Below are 19,767 nucleotides of genomic sequence, written 5' to 3' on the forward strand. Positions count from 1 at the left end.
AGGCTTCGCAGCCGGAGAGGTAAGAGAGTGACGCTTCGGATCGTCTACGCCAATCTGGGCTATTCGCGCGACATCAACGGCTCGATCGTGCATCACGTGAGCCGCCTGCACCACCACATCTACACGCCCGTTGCGGCGCAGATGCGCAGCCTCGGCTTCGTGAAGGACACGCTGCGCGGGCTCAAGCCCGACCTGTCCTGCTTCGTGGAGGTGGACCAGGGGTCGCTCACCAACGGCTTCCTCGACCAGCTGCCGCACCTCACCGAGGAGCATCACACGCACGTCCAGGTCGATTCGAAATACGCCCGGGAAAAGCGCTTCGGGCGGATGTCGATCTCGCGCGGCAAGTCGAACGCCTTCCTGGCGACGAAGCCGATCACCTTCGAGTCGCGCTATCTCGATCACGGCCGCAAGCGGCTGGTCTACGACATCGACATCGAGGGCACGCGGGTGATGATCGCCCACTGCTCGCTGAGCCACCGCACGCGCATCCAGCAGTTCGAGCAGCTCGCCTCGTGGATCGACGAGCGCGAAGGGCCGACGGTGCTCATGGGCGACTTCAACATCTTCCACGGCGTGTCGGAGCTGCGGCCGCTCCTGCGCTCGGGCATGCTGTTCCACCTGAACCGCGCGATGGGCCCGACTTTCCGCTTCGGCCCCTACCGGGCGAGCCTCGATACCTGCCTCGTCTCGATGGACATCGCCTCGCGCTGCGAGCTGCAGATCATCGAGCAGCCGGTCTCCGACCACCACATGCTCCGCCTCGACATCCGCCCGGCCGAGGTCGCGGCGGACTCGGCCGAGGCGGCCTGATCGAGGCGCCTGTCAATTCGCCGTGGCGGGTGCAGGTGCTGCCGGAGCGGGCGCGGTGCTGCCTCCCACGGTCGCGGCGGGGCTCCCCGTCGGCGGGAGGGTGCCGGTCAGGGTGCCGTCATCCGGGCGTCCGGTGAAGAACAGGAAATAGATCACCACCGCCGCGGCGATCGCCACGAGCGCGAACCAGGCGGCGCCGTGGCGCTGCCGAGGCCGGTTCTCGGCAGGGGTGAAGGTCGGGCGCGTGTCGCTCATGAGGCCTTCCTCGCTGAACGCGGCCCGACGGATTCGGGCCGTCTCGCGGGAAGAAGCCCTCCGGGCGGCTTATCGTTCCGCGTGCAGGCCCCGGCTCAACCGGCGGTGGGCGCGTCGGCGCTTCCGAAGACCCGGGTGAAGATCGTGTCGGCGTGCTTGGTGTGGTAGCCGAGGTCGAACTTCTCGCGGATCGTTTCGGGGCTGAGAGCGGCGGTGACCTCCGGATCCTTGAGGAGCTCCTCGAGGAAGTCGACGTCCGCCGAGCCGCTGGTCTGATAGCTGTTCCAGACCTTCATCGCGTTGCGCTGGACGAGGCGGTAGGAATCCTCGCGCGACAGGCCCGCCTGGGTGAGCGCGAGCAGGATGCGCTGCGAATGGACGAGGCCGCCCAGCCGGTCCATGTTGCCGCTCATCCGCTCGGGGTAGACGAGGAGCTTGTCGACGACGCCGGTGAGGCGCGCGAGGGCGAAGTCGAGCGTGATGGTCGCGTCCGGGCCGATGTAGCGCTCGACCGAAGAATGCGAGATGTCGCGCTCGTGCCAGAGGGCGACGTTCTCCATGGCCGGCATGGCATAGGCGCGCACCATCCGGGCAAGGCCCGTCAGGTTCTCCGTCAGCACCGGGTTGCGCTTGTGGGGCATCGCCGAGGAGCCCTTCTGGCCCGGCGAGAAGTACTCCTCCGCCTCCAGGACCTCGGTGCGCTGGAGGTGGCGGATCTCGGTGGCCAAGCGCTCGATCGAGGAGGCGACGACGCCGAGCGTCGCGAAGTACATGGCATGGCGGTCGCGCGGGATGACCTGCGTCGAGACCGGCTCCACCGCCAGGCCCATTGCCTTCGCGACGTGCTCCTCGACGCGCGGGTCGATGTTGGCGAAGGAGCCGACCGCGCCCGAGATGGCGCAGGTCGCGACTTCGGCGCGGGCCGCTTCGAGGCGTTGGCGGCAGCGCTCGAACTCGGCATAGGCGAAAGCGAGCTTGACGCCGAAGGTGGTCGGCTCGGCGTGGATGCCGTGGCTGCGCCCGATCGTGACGGTGTCCTTGTGCTCGAAGGCCCGGCGCTTGAGCGCCGCGAGCAACGCGTCCATGTCGTTCAGGAGGATATCGGTCGCCCGCACGAGCTGGACGTTGAGGCAGGTGTCGAGGACGTCCGACGAGGTCATGCCCTGGTGGACGAAGCGCGCCTCCGGCCCGACGAACTCGGCGAGGTGGGTGAGGAAGGCGATGACGTCGTGCTTGGTCTCGCGCTCGATCTCGTCGATGCGCGCGACGTCGAAGGTGGCGGCGCCGCCCTTCTCCCAGATCGTCTTCGCCGCTTCCTTCGGGATGACCCCGAGCTCGGCCAGCGCGTCGCAGGCATGCGCCTCGATCTCGAACCAGATGCGGAACTTGGTCTCCTGGGACCAGATGGCCGTCATCTCGGGGCGGGAGTAGCGGGGGATCATGGGCGGCTCGCGCGTCTGGACAGTGTTCTGCGCGCTCTAACAGAGCCGGGCCGCCGCCTCAAATCGGAAGGTCGCGCCAAGCGGGAAGCCGGTCGCCCGCCGCGGCCGTCGCCGCGAAGACCCCGCGCGCGATCGCGCGGGCCATGACGCCGGTCGCGGCGGCGGCGAGTTCGACCCGGTCCGCGCCGTCTGGCGCCATGCCGCTGGCGCCCGTCGCGACCGCGAAGACGAGATCGCCGTCGAAGTCGGTGTGCGCGGGCCAGAGCGCGTGAACGAACCCGTCATGCGCTGCCACGGCGAGACGCTTGGCGCCGCCCTTGTCGAGGACCGCGTCCGTCGCGACGATCGCGATGGTCGTGTTCTCGCGGGGCGAGACGGTGAACTTCGTGCGCGGCGTCGCGGCATCCGCCGGCCAGGGCACCGGCAGGCCCAGCCCGCCGAACTCGGCGCCGACTTCGAAGGGCGCGGCGCGGAAATGGCGCGTGAGCCCGACGAGCGGCGAGCCGACGGCGTTCACCGCGACGAGGGCGCCGACCGTCACGCCCGAGGGAAGCACGACGGAGGCCGAGCCGAGACCGCCCTTGACGACGGCGGTCGTCGCGCCGGTGCCCGCGCCGACACTGCCGAGGGCGAAGTCGGCGCTCGCGGCCCGCGCGGCGGCGAGGCCAAGCTCGCGATACGGGGCGTGGAGGCCCCAGTCCTTGTCGCCGCCGTTGGCGAGATCGAACAGGATCGCGGCGGGAACGAGCGGCACGCGGAAGCCCGCCACCTCGAAGCCGCGGCCGGCGGCCCGCAGATGCGCCTGGACCCCGGACGCCGCGTCGAGGCCGAAGGCCGAACCGCCGGACAGGACTAGCGCGTCGATGCCGCTCACCAGCTTGTCGGGCGCGAGCAGCTCGGTTTCCCGCGTGCCCGGGGCGCCGCCGAGGATCTCCACCGCCGCCGCGCAAGGGCGGTCGAGGAGGAGGGCGGTGACGCCGCTTTTCAGCCGCTCGTCCTGAGCGTTGCCGACGGATAGGCCGGCGACGTCGGTGACAAGGTTGCGGGGACCGGGAGAAAGCCAGCTCATCGCGTCGCCTCCGCTGCATCAGTGGGCTGGAAGCGGCCGTCCCGCCATTCGTACAGCCCGAAATGGTCGAGGCTCGAATCCCCCTTCTCGTCGAAGGAGATCGGCCCGAGGATCGTCGCGAAGTCGCCGGCCGCCAGGGCATCGCGCAGCTCGGCGGTATCGCCCGCGTCCCGAAGCGCCTGATTCGCGATCTCGACCGCCGCCGTCGCGAGCCGGCGATAGCCGGCGGCGGACGGATCGACGTCGGCGCCGGGCGCCGCGGGATCGCTCGACGGGTAGAAGCCGCGCTCGGCGACGGCGAGGGTGCCCGCCGGGAGCTCCGGCGCTTCGCCGGCAGCCCTCTCGTCGAACAGGCTCTCGCTTCCGATAAGCGCGAACGGTGTGCCCGCGGCGGCCGCATCGCGCGCCAGCACCGCCGCGTCGCCCGGCCCGGCGGCGATCACGACGTTGCGGGCGCCGGATGCGGCGAGGCGGCCGGCGAGCAGCGACTGGTTCGCCGCTCCGGCCCGGAGCGTGACGGCGATCGCAGGAGCGCGGCCTTCGGACTCCAGCGCCGCGCGCACCGCGTCGACGAGCGCCCGCGACTCCGTGCCGCCGTCGTCGACGAGGGCGAAGGACGCTGCCCCCCACCGCTCGCGGATCGCCCGCGCGAGCGCCTGCGCCTCGGCGTCGGAGCGCGGGCCGAGGCGCCAGACGAGAGCGCCGGAGCGCGCACGGTTGTCGGTGATCCGGTCGGCGCGCACGCCGACCGCGATCGTCGGAATGCCGGCCTCGCCGAGGATCGGGAGGGCGGCTTCCAGCGCTTCGGCGCACAGGAAGCCGACGACGATCCGGGCGCCTCCCGCCCGCAGCTGCCGCGCGGCCTCGGCACCGCCTTCGGCCTCGCAGCGGGTGTCGGCCGACAGGATCGGTGTTCCGCCCGATGCGGCCTGCGCGCCGGCGACGATCTGCCGGCCGAGGAGAGCGACCGGCCCGGTCAAAGGCGCGGCGACGCCGATCGGAGCCGGCGCCTGCGCGCGCGCCGGGACGGCGGCGAGGCCGAGCACCGAGACGAGGACGAGTGGCGCGGCGAACGTGCGGAAGCAAACCGGCATGGCTTCTGCTTTTAACCATCCGGCAGGGCCTTGGCGAGCCGGGCCGTGCCTTGCGCGAGGCTTGCTTGACCGATGGGTCAATGACCGTCAAACATGACGCAGCGCCTGGTATCAGGGACGCCAGGTCGATTTTTCAGGGAGTTCTCGATGTCTTTCCGCTTGAAGACGGCGCTCGCGCTCGGCGCCGCCCTCATCGCCATGCCGGCGCTCGCCCAGGATGCGGCCGCCGTGAAGATCGGTTTCATCGGCGGCCTGACCGGGCCGATCGAGAGCCTGATGCCGCCGATCCAGAAGGGCGCGGAACTCGCCGTCGCGCAGGTGAACGGCGCCGGCGGCCTGTTCGGCGAGGGCGCGAAGGTCGAGATGATCGTGGCCGACGACGGCTGCGTCGACGCCGCCCGCGCGGCGGACGCGGGTGACCGCGTCGTCAACACCCAGCAGGCCGTCGGCATCGTCGGCGCCATGTGCTCGGGCGCGACCATCGCTGCCGCCAACGCCGCGGCGATCCCCGCGGGCGTCGTGATGGTCTCGCCGGCCTCGACCTCGCCGGCCCTGACCTCGCTCGACGACAAGGGCCTCGTCTTCCGCACCGTGCCGTCCGACGCCTATCAGGGCGAAGTGCTGGCCAAGGCGCTGGTCGACGACGGCATCACCAACGTCGCGGTCACCTACGTCAACAACGACTACGGCACGGCCTTCGCCGACGCCTTCGGCAAGGCCTTCGAGGCGGCCGGCGGCACGGTCGCCGTTTCGCAGCCACACGAGGACAACCGCGCCGACTACCGGCCGGAGATCGGCTCGCTCGCGTCCAGCGGCGCCGAGACGCTCGTCGTCCTCGCCTATGTCGACGGCTCGGGCGGCACGATCATGCGCCAGGCGCTCGAGACGGGCGACTTCAACTCGTTCGCCGGCGGCGACGGCATGGTCGGTGCTTCGCTGGCGAGCGTCGCCGAGGGCGCCGACAAGCTGATCATGACCCGTCCGGGCGGCGGCACGGCGGCCGGCTACGCGCCCTTCGAGACGGCGGCCAAGGCCGACCAGCTCGATCCGACCGCGACCTATGCCGCGACGTCCTACGACGCCGCCTTCGCGCTTCTCCTCGCCGTGGAGAAGAACGGATCGTCCCGCCAGGGTCTCGCCGACGCGCTCAAGGAAGTCGTCAATGCGCCGGGCGAAGTGATCCTGCCGGGCGAGTGGGAGAAGGCCAAGAAGCTCCTCGCGGCCGGCACCGACATCAACTACCAGGGCGCCTCGGGCGACCTCGAGTTCGACGAGAACGGCGACGTTCCCGGCACCTACGACAGGGTGACGGTGAAGGACGGCCAGATCGTCGTCCTCCAGTAAGGACCGGCGCGGGGCTCTGTCCCGACGAGATGCGAGAAGGCCGGCGGATCGTCTCCGCCGGCCTTTTTCGTTTGGCTGCGGCTTCCTCAGCCCTCCTTGAGCGGGTCATGGCCCCAGTTCATCAGCGAGTAGCGCCAGTCCGTTTCGCCGATGTCGCCCTTCGGCCTCTGGGCGAGGTGGCGCTTGATGTAGCCGGTGGTCTTGTTCATCCAGGCCCACTGATCGTCGGTCAGGTCGGCCTTCTTCGTGTGCTTGATCTCGATGATGCGGCGGCCCGACTTGTGGCCGGTCGATTCGCCCTCGCCGTGGGTATCGCCGACCGACTTCGACTCCTCGCTTTTCAGCCACGTCTCGAGCTTGGCCGGGGTCATGTTGACCAGCTCCTGCCACTCGCTCCAGATCTCGTCGTGGTCCTTCGTCATGGCCGCTCGCGCTCCCGTGATGTTTGGGCGCGAACGGAAAAGCCGCGCCCGGTGTTCCGGGCGCGGCTTGTCGCAGGTCGTCGAGAAGCGCTCGTTCAGCCGCGGGCGATGCGCTCGGGCAGGACGCCGTGCGGCGCGAAGCGAAGGACGAGCGTGATCGTCAGGCCGATGACGAAGACGCGCATCTGGAGGGCGCGGCTCTGGAGGTCGGCGGGCGGCACCCAGTCGAACCAGTCCCGGCCGAGATCGCTGGCGAGGCGGAAGAGGGCGGTGGCCGCCGGCTCCGACATGACCCAGACGATGTAGACGAAGACGGCGCCGAAGATCGCGCCGCGATTGTTGCCGGCGCCGCCCAGGATCACCATCACCCAGACCAGGAAGGTGTGGTTGAGGTCGACGAAGCCGGCCGGGTCGAAGAGCTGGTTGAAGTGGACCAGCAGCGCGCCGCCGATGCCCATCAGCGCGCCGCCGAGCACGAAGATCTCCAGCCGCCGGCCGTTGACGTTCTTGCCCATGGACGCGGCGGCCGCCTCGTTGTCGCGGATCGCCCGCATCATCCGCCCCCAGGGCGCGTGATAGGCGCGCTGGATGAGGAGGTAGACGACGAGGAGCAGCGCGGCGGACAGGGCGAGGTAGTAGGACCGGCCCCAGAGGAAGCCGACGTCGAGGGGCGTCGGCACCGGCCAGGGCAGCGGCGACACGGTGAGCGTGCCGCGCGTCAGCCAGTCGGCGTTGCGCAGGAAGGTCTTGATGATCTGCGCGATGCCGAGCGTCGCGATGGCGAGGTAGTCCGCGCGAAGCCCGAGGCAGATCTTGCCGATGACCCACGAGATGAGGCCGGCGACGAGCCCCGCCGCGGCCCAGCCGACAAGTGGATGAAGGCCGAGGCCGCCGATCCAGCCGGCTTGGCGCTCGACGGCCGTGGTCGGCGCGTCGAAGACCGACTGGATCACCATGAAGGCGATCGCGCCGGAGATGATGGTGAGCGCGGTCGACAGGCCTTTCGGCACGCCGACCCGCCAGCTCTGCGAGATCAGGCCGACGATGACCACCGCGAGGATCAGCCACAGGAAGGCCATTCCGAGCTGCGGCGCCGCGTCGGAGGCCCAGAAGGCGGCGTTGACGGGGAAGGATACGAAGAGCGAGGCGAAGGATCCCGCGAGGATCAGCCCCATGATGCCGACGTTGAAGAGGCCGGCATAACCCCATTGAATGTTCAGGCCGATCGCGATCAGCGCGTAGGCGAAGGCTTCCACCGTCATGCGCAGGGCGTAGGGGCTGCCCTGGACGAAGGCGACGAGCAGGATCAGCGCGAACAGGGCGGAAAAGAGAGCCACGTCGCGGCCAAAGCCGCGCTGCTCGTGGTGGCGGCTGTCGGCGGAAAGTCCGGCCATGTCAGAACACCCTTCCCTTGAAGATGCCGGTCGGCCGGTAGATCAGGACGATGATCAGGATCACGAAGGGAACGGCGAGGCGGTACTCGTTCGGCACCACGGACAGGTTCGCCGGCAGGTCGAAGGGCAGAACGCCGGCAAAGGGCCGCAGCAGCACCGACCAGTTGAACACCGCCAGCGTTTCGGAGAAGCCGACGACGTAGCCGCCCGCCACCGCGCCGTAGGGCTGGCCGATGCCGCCCAAGATCGTCGCGGCGAAGATCGGCAGGAGGATGTTGTAGGCGAGATCCGGCTGCAGGTTGACGTCGAGCGCCAGCATGACGCCGGCGATCGCCGCGAGGCCGCCGCCGATCACCCAGGTCGCGTTGACCACGGTGTCGAGCGAGATGCCGGTGACGCGGGCGAGGTCCGGATTGTCGGAGACCGCGCGCATCGCCTTGCCGAGGCGCGAGCGCGTCAGGAACAGGTGGAGGCAGATCACCGAAAGGGCGGTGAGGATGATCAGCAGCGCCTGCGGTTGCGACAGGACGATGTCCCGGAAGCCGGTCGGGATGCGGTAGATCACCTTCCGCTCGCCGCCGAGGAGGTCGTAATTGCCCGTGCCGAAGACGATGCGGATGAGGCCCTGAAGCATCAGCGTCACGCCGATCGAGGCCATGACGAGCACGACCGGACGCGCGCCGCGGGCGCGCAGAGGCTTGTAGAAGGCCCGATCGAGGCCGATCGTGAACAGCGCCGTCAAGACGAACACGACCGGCAGGAGCACGATGGCGAGCGGCAGGCCGACGTCGATTCCGAGGCCCGACAGCAATCCGACCAGCACCAGCGTCGCGAAGGCCGCGGCCGTCATCACGTCGCCGTGGGCGAAGTGGGCGAAGCGCAGGATGCCGAAGATCAGCGTCACCCCGACGGCGCCGAGCGCGTAGATCGAGCCGATGACGAGGCCGCCGATGAGGCCTCGATTGACAAAGAAAATCAGCTCATCCAAGGCGTTGGACCGATGTTTGGTTAAACTTGACGAAGTTGTTCATGTAACGCTTCAGCCGCCGAGGAAGCTCTTGGCGACCTCGGGATCGGCCAGCAGCGCCTCGCCCGTGTCGGTGTAGCGGTTGCGCCCGCTGGCCAGCACATAGCCCTTGTGGGCGATGCCGAGCGCCTGCTTGGCGTTCTGCTCCACCATGGCCACGGTCACGCCGGTCGCGTTGATCGCGAGGATCCGGTCGAAGATCTGGCTCATGTACATCGGCGAAAGGCCGGCGGTCGGCTCGTCGAGTAGGATGAGCTTGGGCTCGATCATCAGCGCGCGCCCGACCGCCACCATCTGGCGCTGGCCGCCCGACAGCTCGCCGGCCGGCTGGTTGCGCTTCTCCTTGAGCGGCGGGAAGATGTCGTAGACGCGGGCCAGCAGCCCGGACCAGTCGTCGCGCCGGACATAGGCGCCCATCTCCAGGTTCTCCTGGACGGAGAGCGTGCGGAAGACGTTGTGCTCCTGCGGCACGAAGGCCATGCCGAGGCGGGACAGCGCCTCCGGCTTGACGTTCGTGATGTCGTGCCCGTCGAACTCGATGCGTCCCTGCGTGACGTTCAGGAAGCCGAACATGGATTTGAGCATGGTCGACTTGCCGGCGCCGTTCGGGCCGACGATGACGCCGATCTGGCCGGCATCGAGCGAGAACTCGACGCCGTTGAGGATGTTCATGCCGCCGTAGCCGGCATGAACGTCGGTCAGCGAGATCAGGCTCACGCGCGCACCTCCGCGGCCGGACCGTTCGGCGTCGTGGCGTGGCCGGTCGGCGAGCCGCCGAAATAGGCCTCGACCACGGCTTCGTTCGCCTGGATCTCGTCCAGCGTGCCCTGCATCATCACCTGTCCCGCGGCCATGACGATGACCGGATCGCAGAGGCGGCCGATGAGGTCCATGTCGTGCTCGATGACGAAGAAGGTGTAGCCGCGCTCGCGGTTCAGCCGCTCGATGTTGCCGGCGAGGTCGTTGAGCAGCGTGCGGTTCACGCCCGCCGCGATCTCGTCGAGAAGCACGACCTTGGCGTCGGTCATCATGGTGCGACCGAGCTCCAGGAGCTTCTTCTGACCACCCGACAGGTTGCCGGCGAGCTCGTCGGCGACGTGTCCGATCTTGAGGAAGTCGATGACTTCGTCAGCCTTCTCGCGGACGGCGCGCTCGTTCTCGCGCACGCGCCCACCGGCCACCCACGTCGCGAGCAGGCTCTCGCCGGCCTGGTGCTCCGGCACCACCATGAGGTTCTCGCGAACCGTCAGGCGGGAAAACTCGTGCGCGATCTGGAAGGTGCGCAGGAGCCCCTTGCCGAACAGCTTGTGCGGCGGCACCCCCGTGATGTCCTCGCCGTCGAGGAGGATCTGCCCGGAGCTCGGCGACAGGTTGCCGGCGACCATGTTGAAGAGCGTCGACTTGCCCGCGCCATTGGGCCCGATCAGGCCGGTGATCGAGCCCCGCTCGACCTTCAGCGAACAGTCGTTGACGGCGACGAAGCCGCCGAACCGGCGCGTGACGTGTCTGACTTCGATGATCGGAGGCATGACTCTCGGAATGTCGAGGGGAGGTCGCCGAAAAATGCCGGCACCACAACTCATTGCAGGGATTGCGGGCGCGTGTAAACTTTGTTGACGCGCCCGTCAAAGCGTACCGGTGCGCCGGCCGCGATCCTGTCCTATGTAAGCTTCTCCAATCCGCGGCCCCGCGTGCGGCCACCCCTGGGGACGAGGCGCTTGCTGACGACGAATACCATCGACCGCCAGGATTTTCGCGAAGCGATGAGCCGTTTCGCCGCCGCCGTGCTGCTGGTCACGACGGACGGGCCGGCGGGCCGGCGCGGCGTCACCGTTTCCGCGGCCTGTTCGGTTTCGGACGATCCCGCGACGATGCTCGTCTGCTTGAACCAGGGCAGCGTCCACAATCGTCGCTTCTCCGACAACGGCAACTTCGCGGTGAACGTCCTGTCGGTCGACAGCGAGCGGCTCGCCCGCGCCTTTTCCGGCGAGGGCGGACTGTCGTTGGACGAGCGATTCGCCCTTGGCGCGTGGGAGCGCCGGGCCACAGGGGCGCCGCTCCTGGCCGACGCGCTGGTCGCCTTCGACTGCCGGATGATCGAGAACCGGGTGGTCGCCACCCACCACGTCATGATCGGCACGGTCGAGGCGATGCGCTTTGGACCAAAGGCGCCCTCGCTTCTTTATCGCGATCGCCTTTATCACCAACTCTGACGAGGAACCGACGAAGGAGACGGGCGTGGCGCAGACAGGGCTTCCGGCTTCCATCGACGAGACGGCCGAGCTTCTCGACCGCCAGAACTACGTCGCGTCGCGCCCGCTCGCGACGGTGCTGTTTCTCGCGCTGAAGATGGGGCGTCCGCTGTTCCTCGAAGGCGAGGCCGGCGTCGGCAAGACCGAGATCGCCAAGGTGCTCGCAGCAGCGCTCGATCGGCCGCTGATCCGGCTGCAGTGCTACGAGGGTCTCGACGTGTCCTCGGCGCTCTACGAGTGGAACTACGCGGCGCAGATGATCGAGATCCGGCTCCGGGAGGCGGCCGGCGACACGAGCCGCGACGCCGCGCGCTCCGACATCTTCTCGGACCGCTTCCTGATCCGCCGCCCGATCCTCCAGGCGCTGGAGGGCGAGCTGGGCCGCGCGCCGGTGCTCCTCATCGACGAGCTGGACCGCACCGACGAGGCCTTCGAGGCCTTTCTCCTGGAGGTCCTGTCCGACAACCAGGTGACCATCCCCGAGTTTGGCACCGTGCGCGCCGCCGAGCCGCCGATCGTCGTGATCACCACCAACCGCACCCGCGAGATCCACGACGCGCTGAAGCGCCGCTGCCTGTATCACTGGGTCGACTATCCCCAGGCCGACCAGGAGCTGGAGATCGTCCGGCGCAAGGCGCCGCGCGCCAATGCCGATCTCGCCGCCGAACTCGTCGCCTTCGTTCAGCGGCTGCGCGGGCTCGACCTCTTCAAGGCGCCGGGCGTCGCCGAAACGATCGACTGGGCCAACGCCCTGACCGAGCTGAACGCCGTGGCGCTCGACCCGGCGCACGTCTCCGATACGCTGGGCGTCCTTCTGAAGTACCAGGACGATATCGCACGCATGGAGCGCGGCGAGGGGCGGCAGATCCTGAACGAGGTCAAGCGCGACCTCGCCGGCGCCGCGTGAGTGCCGTGGGCGCGGCTGCCGATCCCGACGGCAAGCTCGCCGACAACATCGCCTGGTTCGCGCGGGCGCTGCGCCGCGCCGGCCTGAAGCTCGGCCCCTCCGCGACGCTCGACGCGATCGAAGCGGTGAAGGCCGCCGGGCTCGCTTCGCGCGACGACTTCTATTGGACGCTCCATGCGGTGCTCGTCAGGCGGCACGAGGACCACGCAGTCTTCGACGAGGCTTTCCGGCTGTTCTGGCGCTCGCGCGAGCTGATCGAGAAGATGATCGCGATGTTCTCGCCCAAGGCGCCGCCGACCGATGCGCCCCGCGAGAAGAAGCGTGCCGGGGAGACCCGCGCCGCCGATTCGCTGTTCGAGGGCGCGAAGGCGCGCGAAACCCGGCAGGAGCGGCCGGAGATCGAGGTCGACGCCACGATGACCGTTTCGCCCGACGAGGTGCTCCGGGCCAAGGACTTCGCGCAGATGAGCGCGGCCGAGATCGCCGAGGCCAAGCGTGCCATCGCGGCCCTGCGCCTGCCGGCGGACCGGGTGCGCACCCGCCGCTTCCGGCCGACCCCACGCGGCCGGGCGATCGATCCGCGGGCGACGCTGCGCGCCTCGCTGCGCACCGGCGGCGACCTCGTCCTGCCGCGCTTCCGCTCGCCGCGCGAGGTGCATCCGCCGCTCGTCGTCATCGCCGACATTTCGGGCTCGATGAGCCAGTATTCGCGGATCTTCCTGCACTTCCTCCACGCGCTGACGGAGCGCCGGCGGCGGGTGCACACGTTTCTCTTCGGCACGCGGCTCACCAACGTGTCGCGCCAGATGCGGCACAAGGATCCGGACGAGGCGCTGGCGGACTGCGCCGGCACGGTGAAGGACTGGTCGGGCGGCACGCGGATCGCCGAAGCGCTCGGCGTCTTCAACCGCGACTGGTCGCGGCGCGTCCTCGGCCAGGGCGCCGTGGTGCTGCTCATCACCGACGGGCTGGAGCGGGGCGAGGTGGCGGACCTCGAACGCGAGATGGACCGGCTGCACAAGAGCTGCCGACGGCTTATCTGGCTGAATCCGCTGCTGCGCTTCGACGGTTTCGCGGCACGGGCCGGGGGCGTGCGGGCCATGCTGCCGCACGTCGACGAGTTCCGCGCGGTCCACTCGCTGGACGCCATGCGGGCGCTCTGCGAGGCGCTGTCGGCGGACGGAGACCAGCGCACCGCCGACCCGCGCCGGTGGCTCGCTGCGGCCTGACGACGATAGGAGGAGTCCGATGTCCAACCTCGATGTGCTCGCCACCGCCGAGAGCTGGTCGGCGCAGGGCCGCCCGATCGCGCTCGCGACCGTCGTCGAGACCTGGGGCTCCGCGCCCCGGCCGGCGGGCAGCTACCTCGTGATCGATGCGGACGGCAACTTCGAGGGCTCCGTGTCCGGCGGCTGCGTCGAGGGCGCCGTGGTCGCGGAAGCCGCAGACGTCATCGCCGACGGCAAGCCGCGGATGCTGGAGTTCGGCGTCGCCGACGAGACGGCCTGGCGCGTCGGCCTGTCCTGCGGCGGGCGCATCAAGGTCTACGTCGAGAAGGTCGTCTGATGGACCGCGCGCTTCTCGCCGAGCTGAACGCGGCACGGGCCGAGCGCCGCGCAGCCGTCCTCGTCACCGAACTGGGCTCCGGCACGCAGCGCCTCGTCCACGAGGCGGGGATCGCCGCCGATCCGCTGGCCGATCCGATCCGCGCCGCGATCCGCTCGGGCAAGTCGGGGACGATAGAGACGCAGGGCGGGCCGGTCTTCCTCAACGCGCACCTGCCGCCGCCGCGACTCGTCGCGATCGGCGCCGTTCACATCACGCAGGCGCTCGCCCGGATGGCGCCGCTCGCCGGCTACGACGTCGAGATCATCGACCCGCGCACCGCCTTCGCGACGGCGGAGCGCTTTCCCGGCGTCAGCCTGCGCGCCGAGTGGCCGCAGGACGTCCTCGATGCGCGTCCGCTCGACGCCTACACGGCGCTCTGCGCCATCACCCACGACCCGAAGATCGACGACCTGCCGCTGATCCGGGCATTGCAGGCCGGCTGCTTCTATGTCGGCGCGCTGGGCTCGCGGAAGACCCATGGCAAGCGCGTCGAGCGCCTGAGGGACGCCGGGCTCGGCGAGGCCGAGATCGCTCGGATCGAGGCGCCGATCGGGGCCGACATCGGTGCGTCGACGCCCGGCGAGATCGCCGTCGCGATCCTCGCATCCGTGGTCGAGGCCTTTCGCAAGCGCAAGATGTTCGCCGAGCGGCGGGGCGAGACGAAGGCGGCATGAGGTTCGGGACCGTTCCGCTCGCCGAGGCCGAGGGCGCGCTGCTGGCCCACGCGCAGCGCCTGCCGGGCGGGCGGTTGCCCAAGGGCCGCCGGCTCTCGGCCGGGGATGTCGAGGCCCTGCGCGATGCCGGTATCACCGAGATCGTCGGCGCGCGGCTCGAACCGGGCGACCTCACGGAGGACGAGGCGGCGGCGCGGATCGGCGGCGCGCTCGCGGGTGAGGCGATCGGGGCGGGGCCCGCCGCGACCGGGCGGGTCAACCTCTTCGCCGGCGAGGCGGGCCTGTTCCTGCCGGACCGATCGGTGGTCGACGCGCTCAACGCCATCGATCCGGATCTCACCCTCGCGACGCTTCCCGAATACGCGCCGGTGCCGCAGGGCGCGATGGTCGCGACCGTGAAGATCATCCCGCTGGCGCTGCCCGGCGCCGTGGTGTCGGAGGCGGTGGCGCTGCTTCGCCAGGGAACGGCTCTGCGCCTCGCACCCTTCGCGGCGCGCACCGCCGCCCTCGTCCAGACCGAGCTTGCGAGCCTGAAGCCCAGCGTCCTCGACAAGACCCGGCGCGTCCTGGACGACCGCCTCGCGGCGTCCGGCTCGCGCGTCGTCGCCGAGGCGCGATGCCGGCACCGGGCGGACGATCTCACGCGCGTGCTGCGCGATCTGCCGCCCGCCGACCTCGTGATCGTCTTCGGCGCCTCGGCGGTGATCGACGCGGGGGACGTCATTCCGGCGGCGGTCGAGGCTGCCGGGGGCGTCGTCGAGCATCTCGGCATGCCCGTCGATCCCGGCAACCTCCTGCTCCTCGGCCGTCTCGGCGAAGCGCGGGTCCTCGGCGCGCCGGGCTGTGCCCGAAGCCCCAAGGAGAACGGCTTCGACTGGGTGCTCGACCGGCTCGTCGCGGGCGTCGAGGTGACGCCGAACGACATCCGCCGCATGGGCGTCGGGGGACTTCTCGCCGAGATCGCCAGCCGTCCGCAGCCGCGCGAGACGAACACGACGACGGAGGTCGCGGGCGAGCCGCTGCGCGTTTCAGCCGTGGTGCTCGCCGCCGGGCGGTCGAGCCGCATGGGCGGGCCGAACAAGCTCCTCGCGACCTTCGACGGCGTGCCGCTGGTGCGGCGCTCGGTGGAAACGGCACTGGCAAGCCGTGCGGGCGAGGTGATCGTCGTCACCGGCCACATGGAGGCTGAGGTGCGGGCGGCGCTCGTCGGCCTGCCGGTCGCGTTCGTGTCGAACCCTCGCTTCGGCGAAGGCCTGTCGACGTCGCTCGTCGCGGGCTTCGGTGCGGCGTTGGTCGGGGGCGCCGACGGCGTCCTCGTGATGCTCGCAGACCAGCCGCTCCTCACCAGCGCGCATCTCGACGCCATGATCGCGGCCTTTCGGCCGAGCGGGGCCGGCGCGATCGTCCTTGCCGCGGACGAGGGGCGGCGCGCCAATCCGGTGATCCTGTCGGGCGTCTTCCGCGACGCGGTCGCCGCGCTGTCGGGCGATGTCGGGGCGCGCGGCATCGTGGCGGCGAACGGCGACCTCGTCGCGCTCGTCGAGATCGGCCGGGCGGCGAGCCTCGACGTCGACACGCCCGAAGCCATGGCCGAAGCGGGCGGGCGCCTCGTCCAGGCCTAGGCGGGCTTGGGGGCCCGCGCCTCGCGCCGGCAGCGCTCGGAGCAGTACTTCACCTCGTCCCAGACGCGCTCCCATTTCTTGCGCCAGACCATCGGTCGGCCGCAATGCGCGCAGGTCTTGACGGGCAGGGTCGGCTTCTTGTGCGCCATGGCGGACGAGATCGGTCGACAGTCACCCTCGTTCAAGTCGCTGCCATCGGTTTGAGCAGTGCTTCCGATGCGTTCAGCCTGCGTTAAGCATCCAAGCGCACGATCCTCTTGCCGGCTCGCTCCCGGCCGGCGCGGCGAGGATGGTGCGTGCCGATGCAAAAGCAAAAGGTCGATCCCGGGTTCGAGCGCATGATCGGTGGATACGGGCTGACGACGGCCCAGATCCTCTACCGAATGCCGGACCACCCGACGTTCCTGCAATCCTTCTCCTGGCAGTTCGAGGACGTGGCGCCGGACTATCCGCGTCTTCATCGCTTCCTCGATCACTGGAAGCGCGAGGTCGAAGCGGCGATCCACTCCGTGCGCGTCAGCCATTCCCGGCTGATCAAGCCGGCGGAGGTGCGCTTCGCGCGCGAGCTCGGCTGGCTGCAGTAACCGGAGCGGCGACGGAAACTTTTCGTCGCAGCACGCGAAAGGGCGGCGTCAAGCGCGTCTGTGCTGCTAGATAGGCGTCGATGGCCATCGACTCCGATCTGCAACCCTTTCGCACCCGCGCCGCCCGCCCGCTCGTTCCCGGCGGCGCGGCGTCGCGCCGGCAGGCGGCGATCGGCCTGACGCTGTTCGCCCTGATCCTCGGGGGCTGGGTCGCGATCCACCTCTTCGGCGTCTTCGCCTTCCGCTTCACGCCCGCGACGGCGCTCCTCGCGCCGGTCCTGATCGCGCTGCAGTGCTGGCTGACGGTCGGGTTGTTCATCGTCGCGCACGACGCGATGCACGGCTCGCTCGTGCCGTTCCATCCGCGCGTCAACGAGGCGATCGGCCGGTTCATCCTGATGATCTATGCGGGCTTCGGCTGGCGCCGGGTCCTGTCCGCCCACATGGCGCATCACCGGGCACCCGGCACGCCGGAGGATCCCGACTTCTTCACGGACGATCCCGAGCACTTCTGGCCCTGGTATCGCACCTTCTTCCGGCGCTATTTCGGCCTGTCCTCGGTGCTCTTCGTGTCGAGCGTCGTCACGGTCTACATCCTCGTCCTCGGCGCGAGGGTCGAGAACGTCGTCCTGTTCTACGGCATGCCCTCGCTTCTGTCCTCGCTGCAGCTGTTCTTCTTCGGCACCTACCTGCCGCACCGGCACGATGAGGACGGCTTTCTCGACGAGCACAAGGCGCGCTCCAGCGGCTTCGGCTGGGTCGCCTCGCTCGCGACCTGCTTCCATTTCGGCTACCATCACGAACACCATGCCCACCCGGCGACGCCCTGGTGGGCGCTGCCGGCTCGCAGACAGGAGGGCCAGTCCTCATGAGCCTCGCCGCCAAGATCCTGCTCGTTCTCGGCTCCTGCGCCTTCATGGAGTTCTTCGCCTGGTTCGTGCACAAGTACGTCATGCACGGCTGGGGCTGGAACTGGCACCGCTCGCACCACGAGCCGCACGACGACGCGCTCGAAAAGAACGACCTCTACGCCGCGGTCTTCGCGGTCATCGTCGTCGGACTGTTCTGGATCGGCGCGGCCTATTGGGAGCCGCTCTGGTGGATGGCGCTCGGCGTCACGCTCTACGGGCTCCTCTACTTCATCGTCCATGACGGGCTGGTCCACCAGCGCTGGCCGTTCCGCGCCACGCCCCGCAAGGGCTACGCCAAGCGCCTCGTTCAGGCGCACAAGCTCCATCACGCGACGCATGGAAAGGACGGCGCCGTGTCGTTCGGCTTCCTGTGGGCCGAGGAGCCGCGCAAGCTCAAGTCGCGGCTGAAGCGCATGCATGGCCGCGCGATCGAGGAGCCGGCGGAGTAGGCCTTCTGGCAATGCGCCGAAAAGTCTCCCCTTTCCCGCTGGCGGGAGACGGTCCCGGCAGGGGGATGAGGGTGGCGGCGAAGCCGCAATGGCGGCGCGTCGAATGTTCTTCGCTTGGCCGCTTGCGCGGCCGACACCCTCACCCGGCGCTTCGCGCCAGCCTCTCCCGCAAGCGGGCGAGGGGAAGCAGCGCCTGGTCCGGAACGCTCAGAAGAGCTTCAGGCCCTTCAGGCTCGCGTGCCCGTCGCGGCCGATGATGATGTGGTCGTGGACGGTGATGCCGAGCGGCTTGGCCGATTCCGCGACGAGGCGGGGCATCTCGATATCGGCGCGCGAGGGAGTCGGGTCGCCGGAGGGATGGTTGTGGACGAGAACCACGGCCGTCGCCGAAAGCTCCAGCGCGCGACGGACCACCTCGCGGGGATAGACCGGCGTGTGGTCGACGGTGCCGGTCTGCTGCACCTCGTCGGCGATCAGGGCGTTCTTCTTGTCGAGGAAGAGGATGCGGAACTGCTCGCGCGGCTCGTAGGCCATGGCGGCGCGGATGTAGTCCATCACCGCCGCCCAGGACGAGAGCACCTCGCGCTTGCGCACCGCGGCGCGCATCGCGCGCTGGTTCAGCGCCGCCGTCACGGCGAGGTCCAGCGCCACGGCATCCTTGACGCCGGCCACCTCGGCGAGGCGCTCGGGCGGCGCGTTCAGCACCTCGGCGAGCGAGCCGAAGCGCGCGATGAGCGCCTTGGCGATCGGCTTCACGTCGCGCCGCGGGATCGAGCGGAACAGGTGAAGCTCGAGAAGCTCGTAATCGGCCAGGGCCACCGCGCCGGCCTGGCGGAAGCGCTCGCGCAGGCGTTCGCGGTGACCGCTGACGTGATCGTCGGCGGCGAAGGCTTCGTCGAGGCCGGGAGGAGGCCGCTCGCTCATGCGGGCCGCGACTCGCAGCGCGTCAGGCGGCCGCGCCGGCGAGAAAGGCCGGGTCGATCACGATGCCCGGCGTGTCGAGGCCGCCCGGCGAGAAGGTGAAGACTTCCACGCCGGTTTCGGTGACGCCGACCGTGTGCTCGTACTGCGCCGAGAGCGAGCGGTCGCGCGTGACCGCCGTCCAGCCGTCGTTCAGCACCTTCACGTGCGGGCGGCCGAGATTGATCATCGGCTCGATGGTGAAGATCATGCCGGGCTTCAGCTCCGGTCCTTCGCCGCGCCGGCCGTAGTGAAGGATGTTCGGCGCGTCGTGGAAGAGGCGGCCGACGCCGTGGCCGCAGAAGTCGCGCACCACGGAGCAGCGCTCGCCTTCGGCATAGTCCTGGATCGCCGCGCCGATGTCGCCGACGTGGCCGCCCGGCTTCACGGCCCGGATGCCGAGCAGCAGCGACTGGTAGGTGACCTCGCACAGCCGCTCGGCGGCGCGCTTGATCTGGCCGACGGGATACATGCGCGAGGAATCGCCGTGCCAGCCGTCGACGATGAAGGTGACGTCGATGTTGACGATGTCGCCTTCGCGCAGGGGCTTGTCGTTCGGCATGCCGTGGCACACGACGTGGTTGATCGAGGTGCAGACGCTCGCCGGGTAGCCGCGATAGTTCAGCGTCGCCGACACGGTGTCGTGCGCCTTGGCGAAGGCGACGACGTGGTCGTCGATGGCGCGGGTGGTGATGCCGGGCTTCACGATCTCGGCCAGGCTGTCGAGGCAGCGCGCCGTCAGCTGGCAGGCGCGGCGCATCGCTTCGAAGCCGGCCTCGTCGTAGAGGCGGATGGCACCGGTGTTGCGCGTCGGGGCGTCGGTGGCGTCGACGTAGGTCGTCATGGCGGCGGCGATCGTCCGGTCTCGGCGAGGGGATCGAGGGTGCCGGACACACTCGACCGCAAGCGCTCGTTCAAAAGCTTGCCCGTGATGTCGCAT

The 19,767-nt window shown here is 69.8% G+C and carries 23 protein-coding genes; 11 read left to right on the top strand and 12 right to left on the bottom strand.

The window, feature by feature from the left end:
- Nucleotides 1-27 precede the first annotated feature (27 nt).
- Nucleotides 28-813: an endonuclease/exonuclease/phosphatase family protein gene (locus FZN60_RS10420; RefSeq protein ID WP_158873426.1), complete on the top strand. Its 786-nt coding sequence runs from the start codon at nt 28-30 to the stop codon at nt 811-813.
- Nucleotides 814-825: 12 nt separating this feature from the next.
- Here the strand turns inward: FZN60_RS10420 and FZN60_RS10425 are convergent, their stop codons facing one another.
- The 4 genes from FZN60_RS10425 to FZN60_RS10440 form a co-directional block, all read right to left on the bottom strand.
- Nucleotides 826-1,068: a hypothetical protein gene (locus tag FZN60_RS10425; RefSeq protein WP_158873427.1), complete on the bottom strand. Its 243-nt coding sequence runs from the start codon at nt 1,066-1,068 to the stop codon at nt 826-828.
- 95 nt (nt 1,069-1,163) lie between these two features.
- Nucleotides 1,164-2,510, bottom strand: coding sequence for an adenylosuccinate lyase (purB, locus tag FZN60_RS10430; RefSeq protein ID WP_158873428.1), 1,347 nt, complete (start codon nt 2,508-2,510; stop codon nt 1,164-1,166).
- Nucleotides 2,511-2,568: 58 nt separating this feature from the next.
- Nucleotides 2,569-3,579, bottom strand: coding sequence for a P1 family peptidase (locus FZN60_RS10435; protein WP_158873429.1), 1,011 nt, complete (start codon nt 3,577-3,579; stop codon nt 2,569-2,571).
- Nucleotides 3,576-4,673 (bottom strand): branched-chain amino acid ABC transporter substrate-binding protein, encoded by a 1,098-nt coding sequence (locus FZN60_RS10440; protein WP_158873430.1) that lies wholly within the window; start codon nt 4,671-4,673, stop codon nt 3,576-3,578. The genes FZN60_RS10435 and FZN60_RS10440 overlap by 4 nt, the downstream gene beginning before the upstream one ends.
- Before the next feature lie 147 nt (nt 4,674-4,820).
- Between FZN60_RS10440 and FZN60_RS10445 the strand changes: the two genes are divergently transcribed.
- A complete protein-coding gene (locus tag FZN60_RS10445) occupies nt 4,821-6,017 on the top strand; it encodes an ABC transporter substrate-binding protein (protein ID WP_158873431.1) in 1,197 nt (398 codons plus the stop codon).
- Between the two features lie 86 nt (nt 6,018-6,103).
- Here FZN60_RS10445 and FZN60_RS10450 read toward each other — a convergent pair whose 3' ends face one another.
- From FZN60_RS10450 to FZN60_RS10470, 5 genes are all read right to left on the bottom strand, one after another.
- Entirely contained in the window at nt 6,104-6,439 is a 336-nt protein-coding gene (locus FZN60_RS10450; RefSeq protein WP_158873432.1) for a DUF3140 domain-containing protein, read from the bottom strand.
- 95 nt (nt 6,440-6,534) lie between these two features.
- Nucleotides 6,535-7,833 carry a branched-chain amino acid ABC transporter permease gene (locus FZN60_RS10455; RefSeq protein ID WP_158873433.1) on the bottom strand — a complete coding sequence of 433 codons (1,299 nt, stop codon included), beginning with the start codon at nt 7,831-7,833 and terminating at the stop codon, nt 6,535-6,537.
- A gap of 1 nt (nt 7,834) precedes the next feature.
- Nucleotides 7,835-8,821, bottom strand: a complete 987-nt coding sequence (locus FZN60_RS10460) for a branched-chain amino acid ABC transporter permease (RefSeq protein WP_158873434.1) — start codon at nt 8,819-8,821, stop codon at nt 7,835-7,837.
- Between the two features lie 51 nt (nt 8,822-8,872).
- Nucleotides 8,873-9,577: an ABC transporter ATP-binding protein gene (locus FZN60_RS10465; protein WP_199266536.1), complete on the bottom strand. Its 705-nt coding sequence runs from the start codon at nt 9,575-9,577 to the stop codon at nt 8,873-8,875.
- A complete protein-coding gene (locus FZN60_RS10470) occupies nt 9,574-10,389 on the bottom strand; it encodes an ABC transporter ATP-binding protein (protein WP_158873435.1) in 816 nt (271 codons plus the stop codon). Before FZN60_RS10470 ends, FZN60_RS10465 begins: the two co-directional genes overlap by 4 nt.
- 189 nt (nt 10,390-10,578) lie before the next feature.
- Between FZN60_RS10470 and FZN60_RS10475 the strand changes: the two genes are divergently transcribed.
- Genes FZN60_RS10475 through FZN60_RS10500 form a run of 6 tightly spaced genes read left to right on the top strand, consistent with a single transcriptional unit; the run spans nt 10,579 to nt 15,923 of the window.
- Nucleotides 10,579-11,073, top strand: a complete 495-nt coding sequence (locus FZN60_RS10475; RefSeq protein ID WP_246726698.1) for a flavin reductase — start codon at nt 10,579-10,581, stop codon at nt 11,071-11,073.
- A 25-nt stretch (nt 11,074-11,098) separates the two neighbouring features.
- Nucleotides 11,099-12,019 (top strand): AAA family ATPase, encoded by a 921-nt coding sequence (locus tag FZN60_RS10480; protein ID WP_158873436.1) that lies wholly within the window; start codon nt 11,099-11,101, stop codon nt 12,017-12,019.
- Nucleotides 12,016-13,248 (top strand): vWA domain-containing protein, encoded by a 1,233-nt coding sequence (locus tag FZN60_RS10485; protein WP_158873437.1) that lies wholly within the window; start codon nt 12,016-12,018, stop codon nt 13,246-13,248. Before FZN60_RS10480 ends, FZN60_RS10485 begins: the two co-directional genes overlap by 4 nt.
- 19 nt (nt 13,249-13,267) lie before the next feature.
- Nucleotides 13,268-13,585, top strand: a complete 318-nt coding sequence (locus FZN60_RS10490; RefSeq protein ID WP_158873438.1) for an XdhC family protein — start codon at nt 13,268-13,270, stop codon at nt 13,583-13,585.
- Complete coding sequence (locus FZN60_RS10495; RefSeq protein ID WP_158873439.1) at nt 13,585-14,301, top strand: XdhC family protein; 717 nt, start codon at nt 13,585-13,587, stop codon at nt 14,299-14,301. The genes FZN60_RS10490 and FZN60_RS10495 overlap by 1 nt, the downstream gene beginning before the upstream one ends.
- The gene (locus FZN60_RS10500) at nt 14,298-15,923 is read left to right on the top strand and encodes an NTP transferase domain-containing protein (protein ID WP_158873440.1); all 1,626 of its coding nucleotides are present in this window, start codon (nt 14,298-14,300) and stop codon (nt 15,921-15,923) included. The genes FZN60_RS10495 and FZN60_RS10500 overlap by 4 nt, the downstream gene beginning before the upstream one ends.
- On the opposite strand, the gene FZN60_RS10505 is transcribed toward FZN60_RS10500, so the two are convergent.
- Nucleotides 15,920-16,072 carry a DUF2256 domain-containing protein gene (locus FZN60_RS10505; protein ID WP_158873441.1) on the bottom strand — a complete coding sequence of 51 codons (153 nt, stop codon included), beginning with the start codon at nt 16,070-16,072 and terminating at the stop codon, nt 15,920-15,922. The genes FZN60_RS10500 and FZN60_RS10505 overlap by 4 nt on opposite strands.
- Nucleotides 16,073-16,225: 153 nt before the next feature.
- Between FZN60_RS10505 and FZN60_RS10510 the strand changes: the two genes are divergently transcribed.
- The 3 genes from FZN60_RS10510 (at nt 16,226) to FZN60_RS10520 (ending at nt 17,867) form a co-directional block, all read left to right on the top strand.
- Entirely contained in the window at nt 16,226-16,507 is a 282-nt protein-coding gene (locus tag FZN60_RS10510; RefSeq protein WP_158873442.1) for an usg protein, read from the top strand.
- An 80-nt stretch (nt 16,508-16,587) separates the two neighbouring features.
- Complete coding sequence (locus FZN60_RS10515) at nt 16,588-17,379, top strand: fatty acid desaturase (protein WP_158873443.1); 792 nt, start codon at nt 16,588-16,590, stop codon at nt 17,377-17,379.
- A complete protein-coding gene (locus FZN60_RS10520) occupies nt 17,376-17,867 on the top strand; it encodes a sterol desaturase family protein (protein ID WP_158873444.1) in 492 nt (163 codons plus the stop codon). Before FZN60_RS10515 ends, FZN60_RS10520 begins: the two co-directional genes overlap by 4 nt.
- Nucleotides 17,868-18,074: 207 nt before the next feature.
- On the opposite strand, the gene radC is transcribed toward FZN60_RS10520, so the two are convergent.
- Both radC and map read right to left on the bottom strand, forming a co-directional pair.
- Entirely contained in the window at nt 18,075-18,791 is a 717-nt protein-coding gene (radC, locus tag FZN60_RS10525; protein WP_158873445.1) for a RadC family protein, read from the bottom strand.
- A gap of 22 nt (nt 18,792-18,813) precedes the next feature.
- Complete coding sequence (gene map / locus FZN60_RS10530; protein ID WP_158873446.1) at nt 18,814-19,671, bottom strand: type I methionyl aminopeptidase; 858 nt, start codon at nt 19,669-19,671, stop codon at nt 18,814-18,816.
- Nucleotides 19,672-19,767: the final 96 nt, after the last annotated feature.

This window comes from Antarcticirhabdus aurantiaca, assembly GCF_009765365.1.
Lineage (GTDB): Bacteria > Pseudomonadota > Alphaproteobacteria > Rhizobiales > Rhizobiaceae > Antarcticirhabdus > Antarcticirhabdus aurantiaca.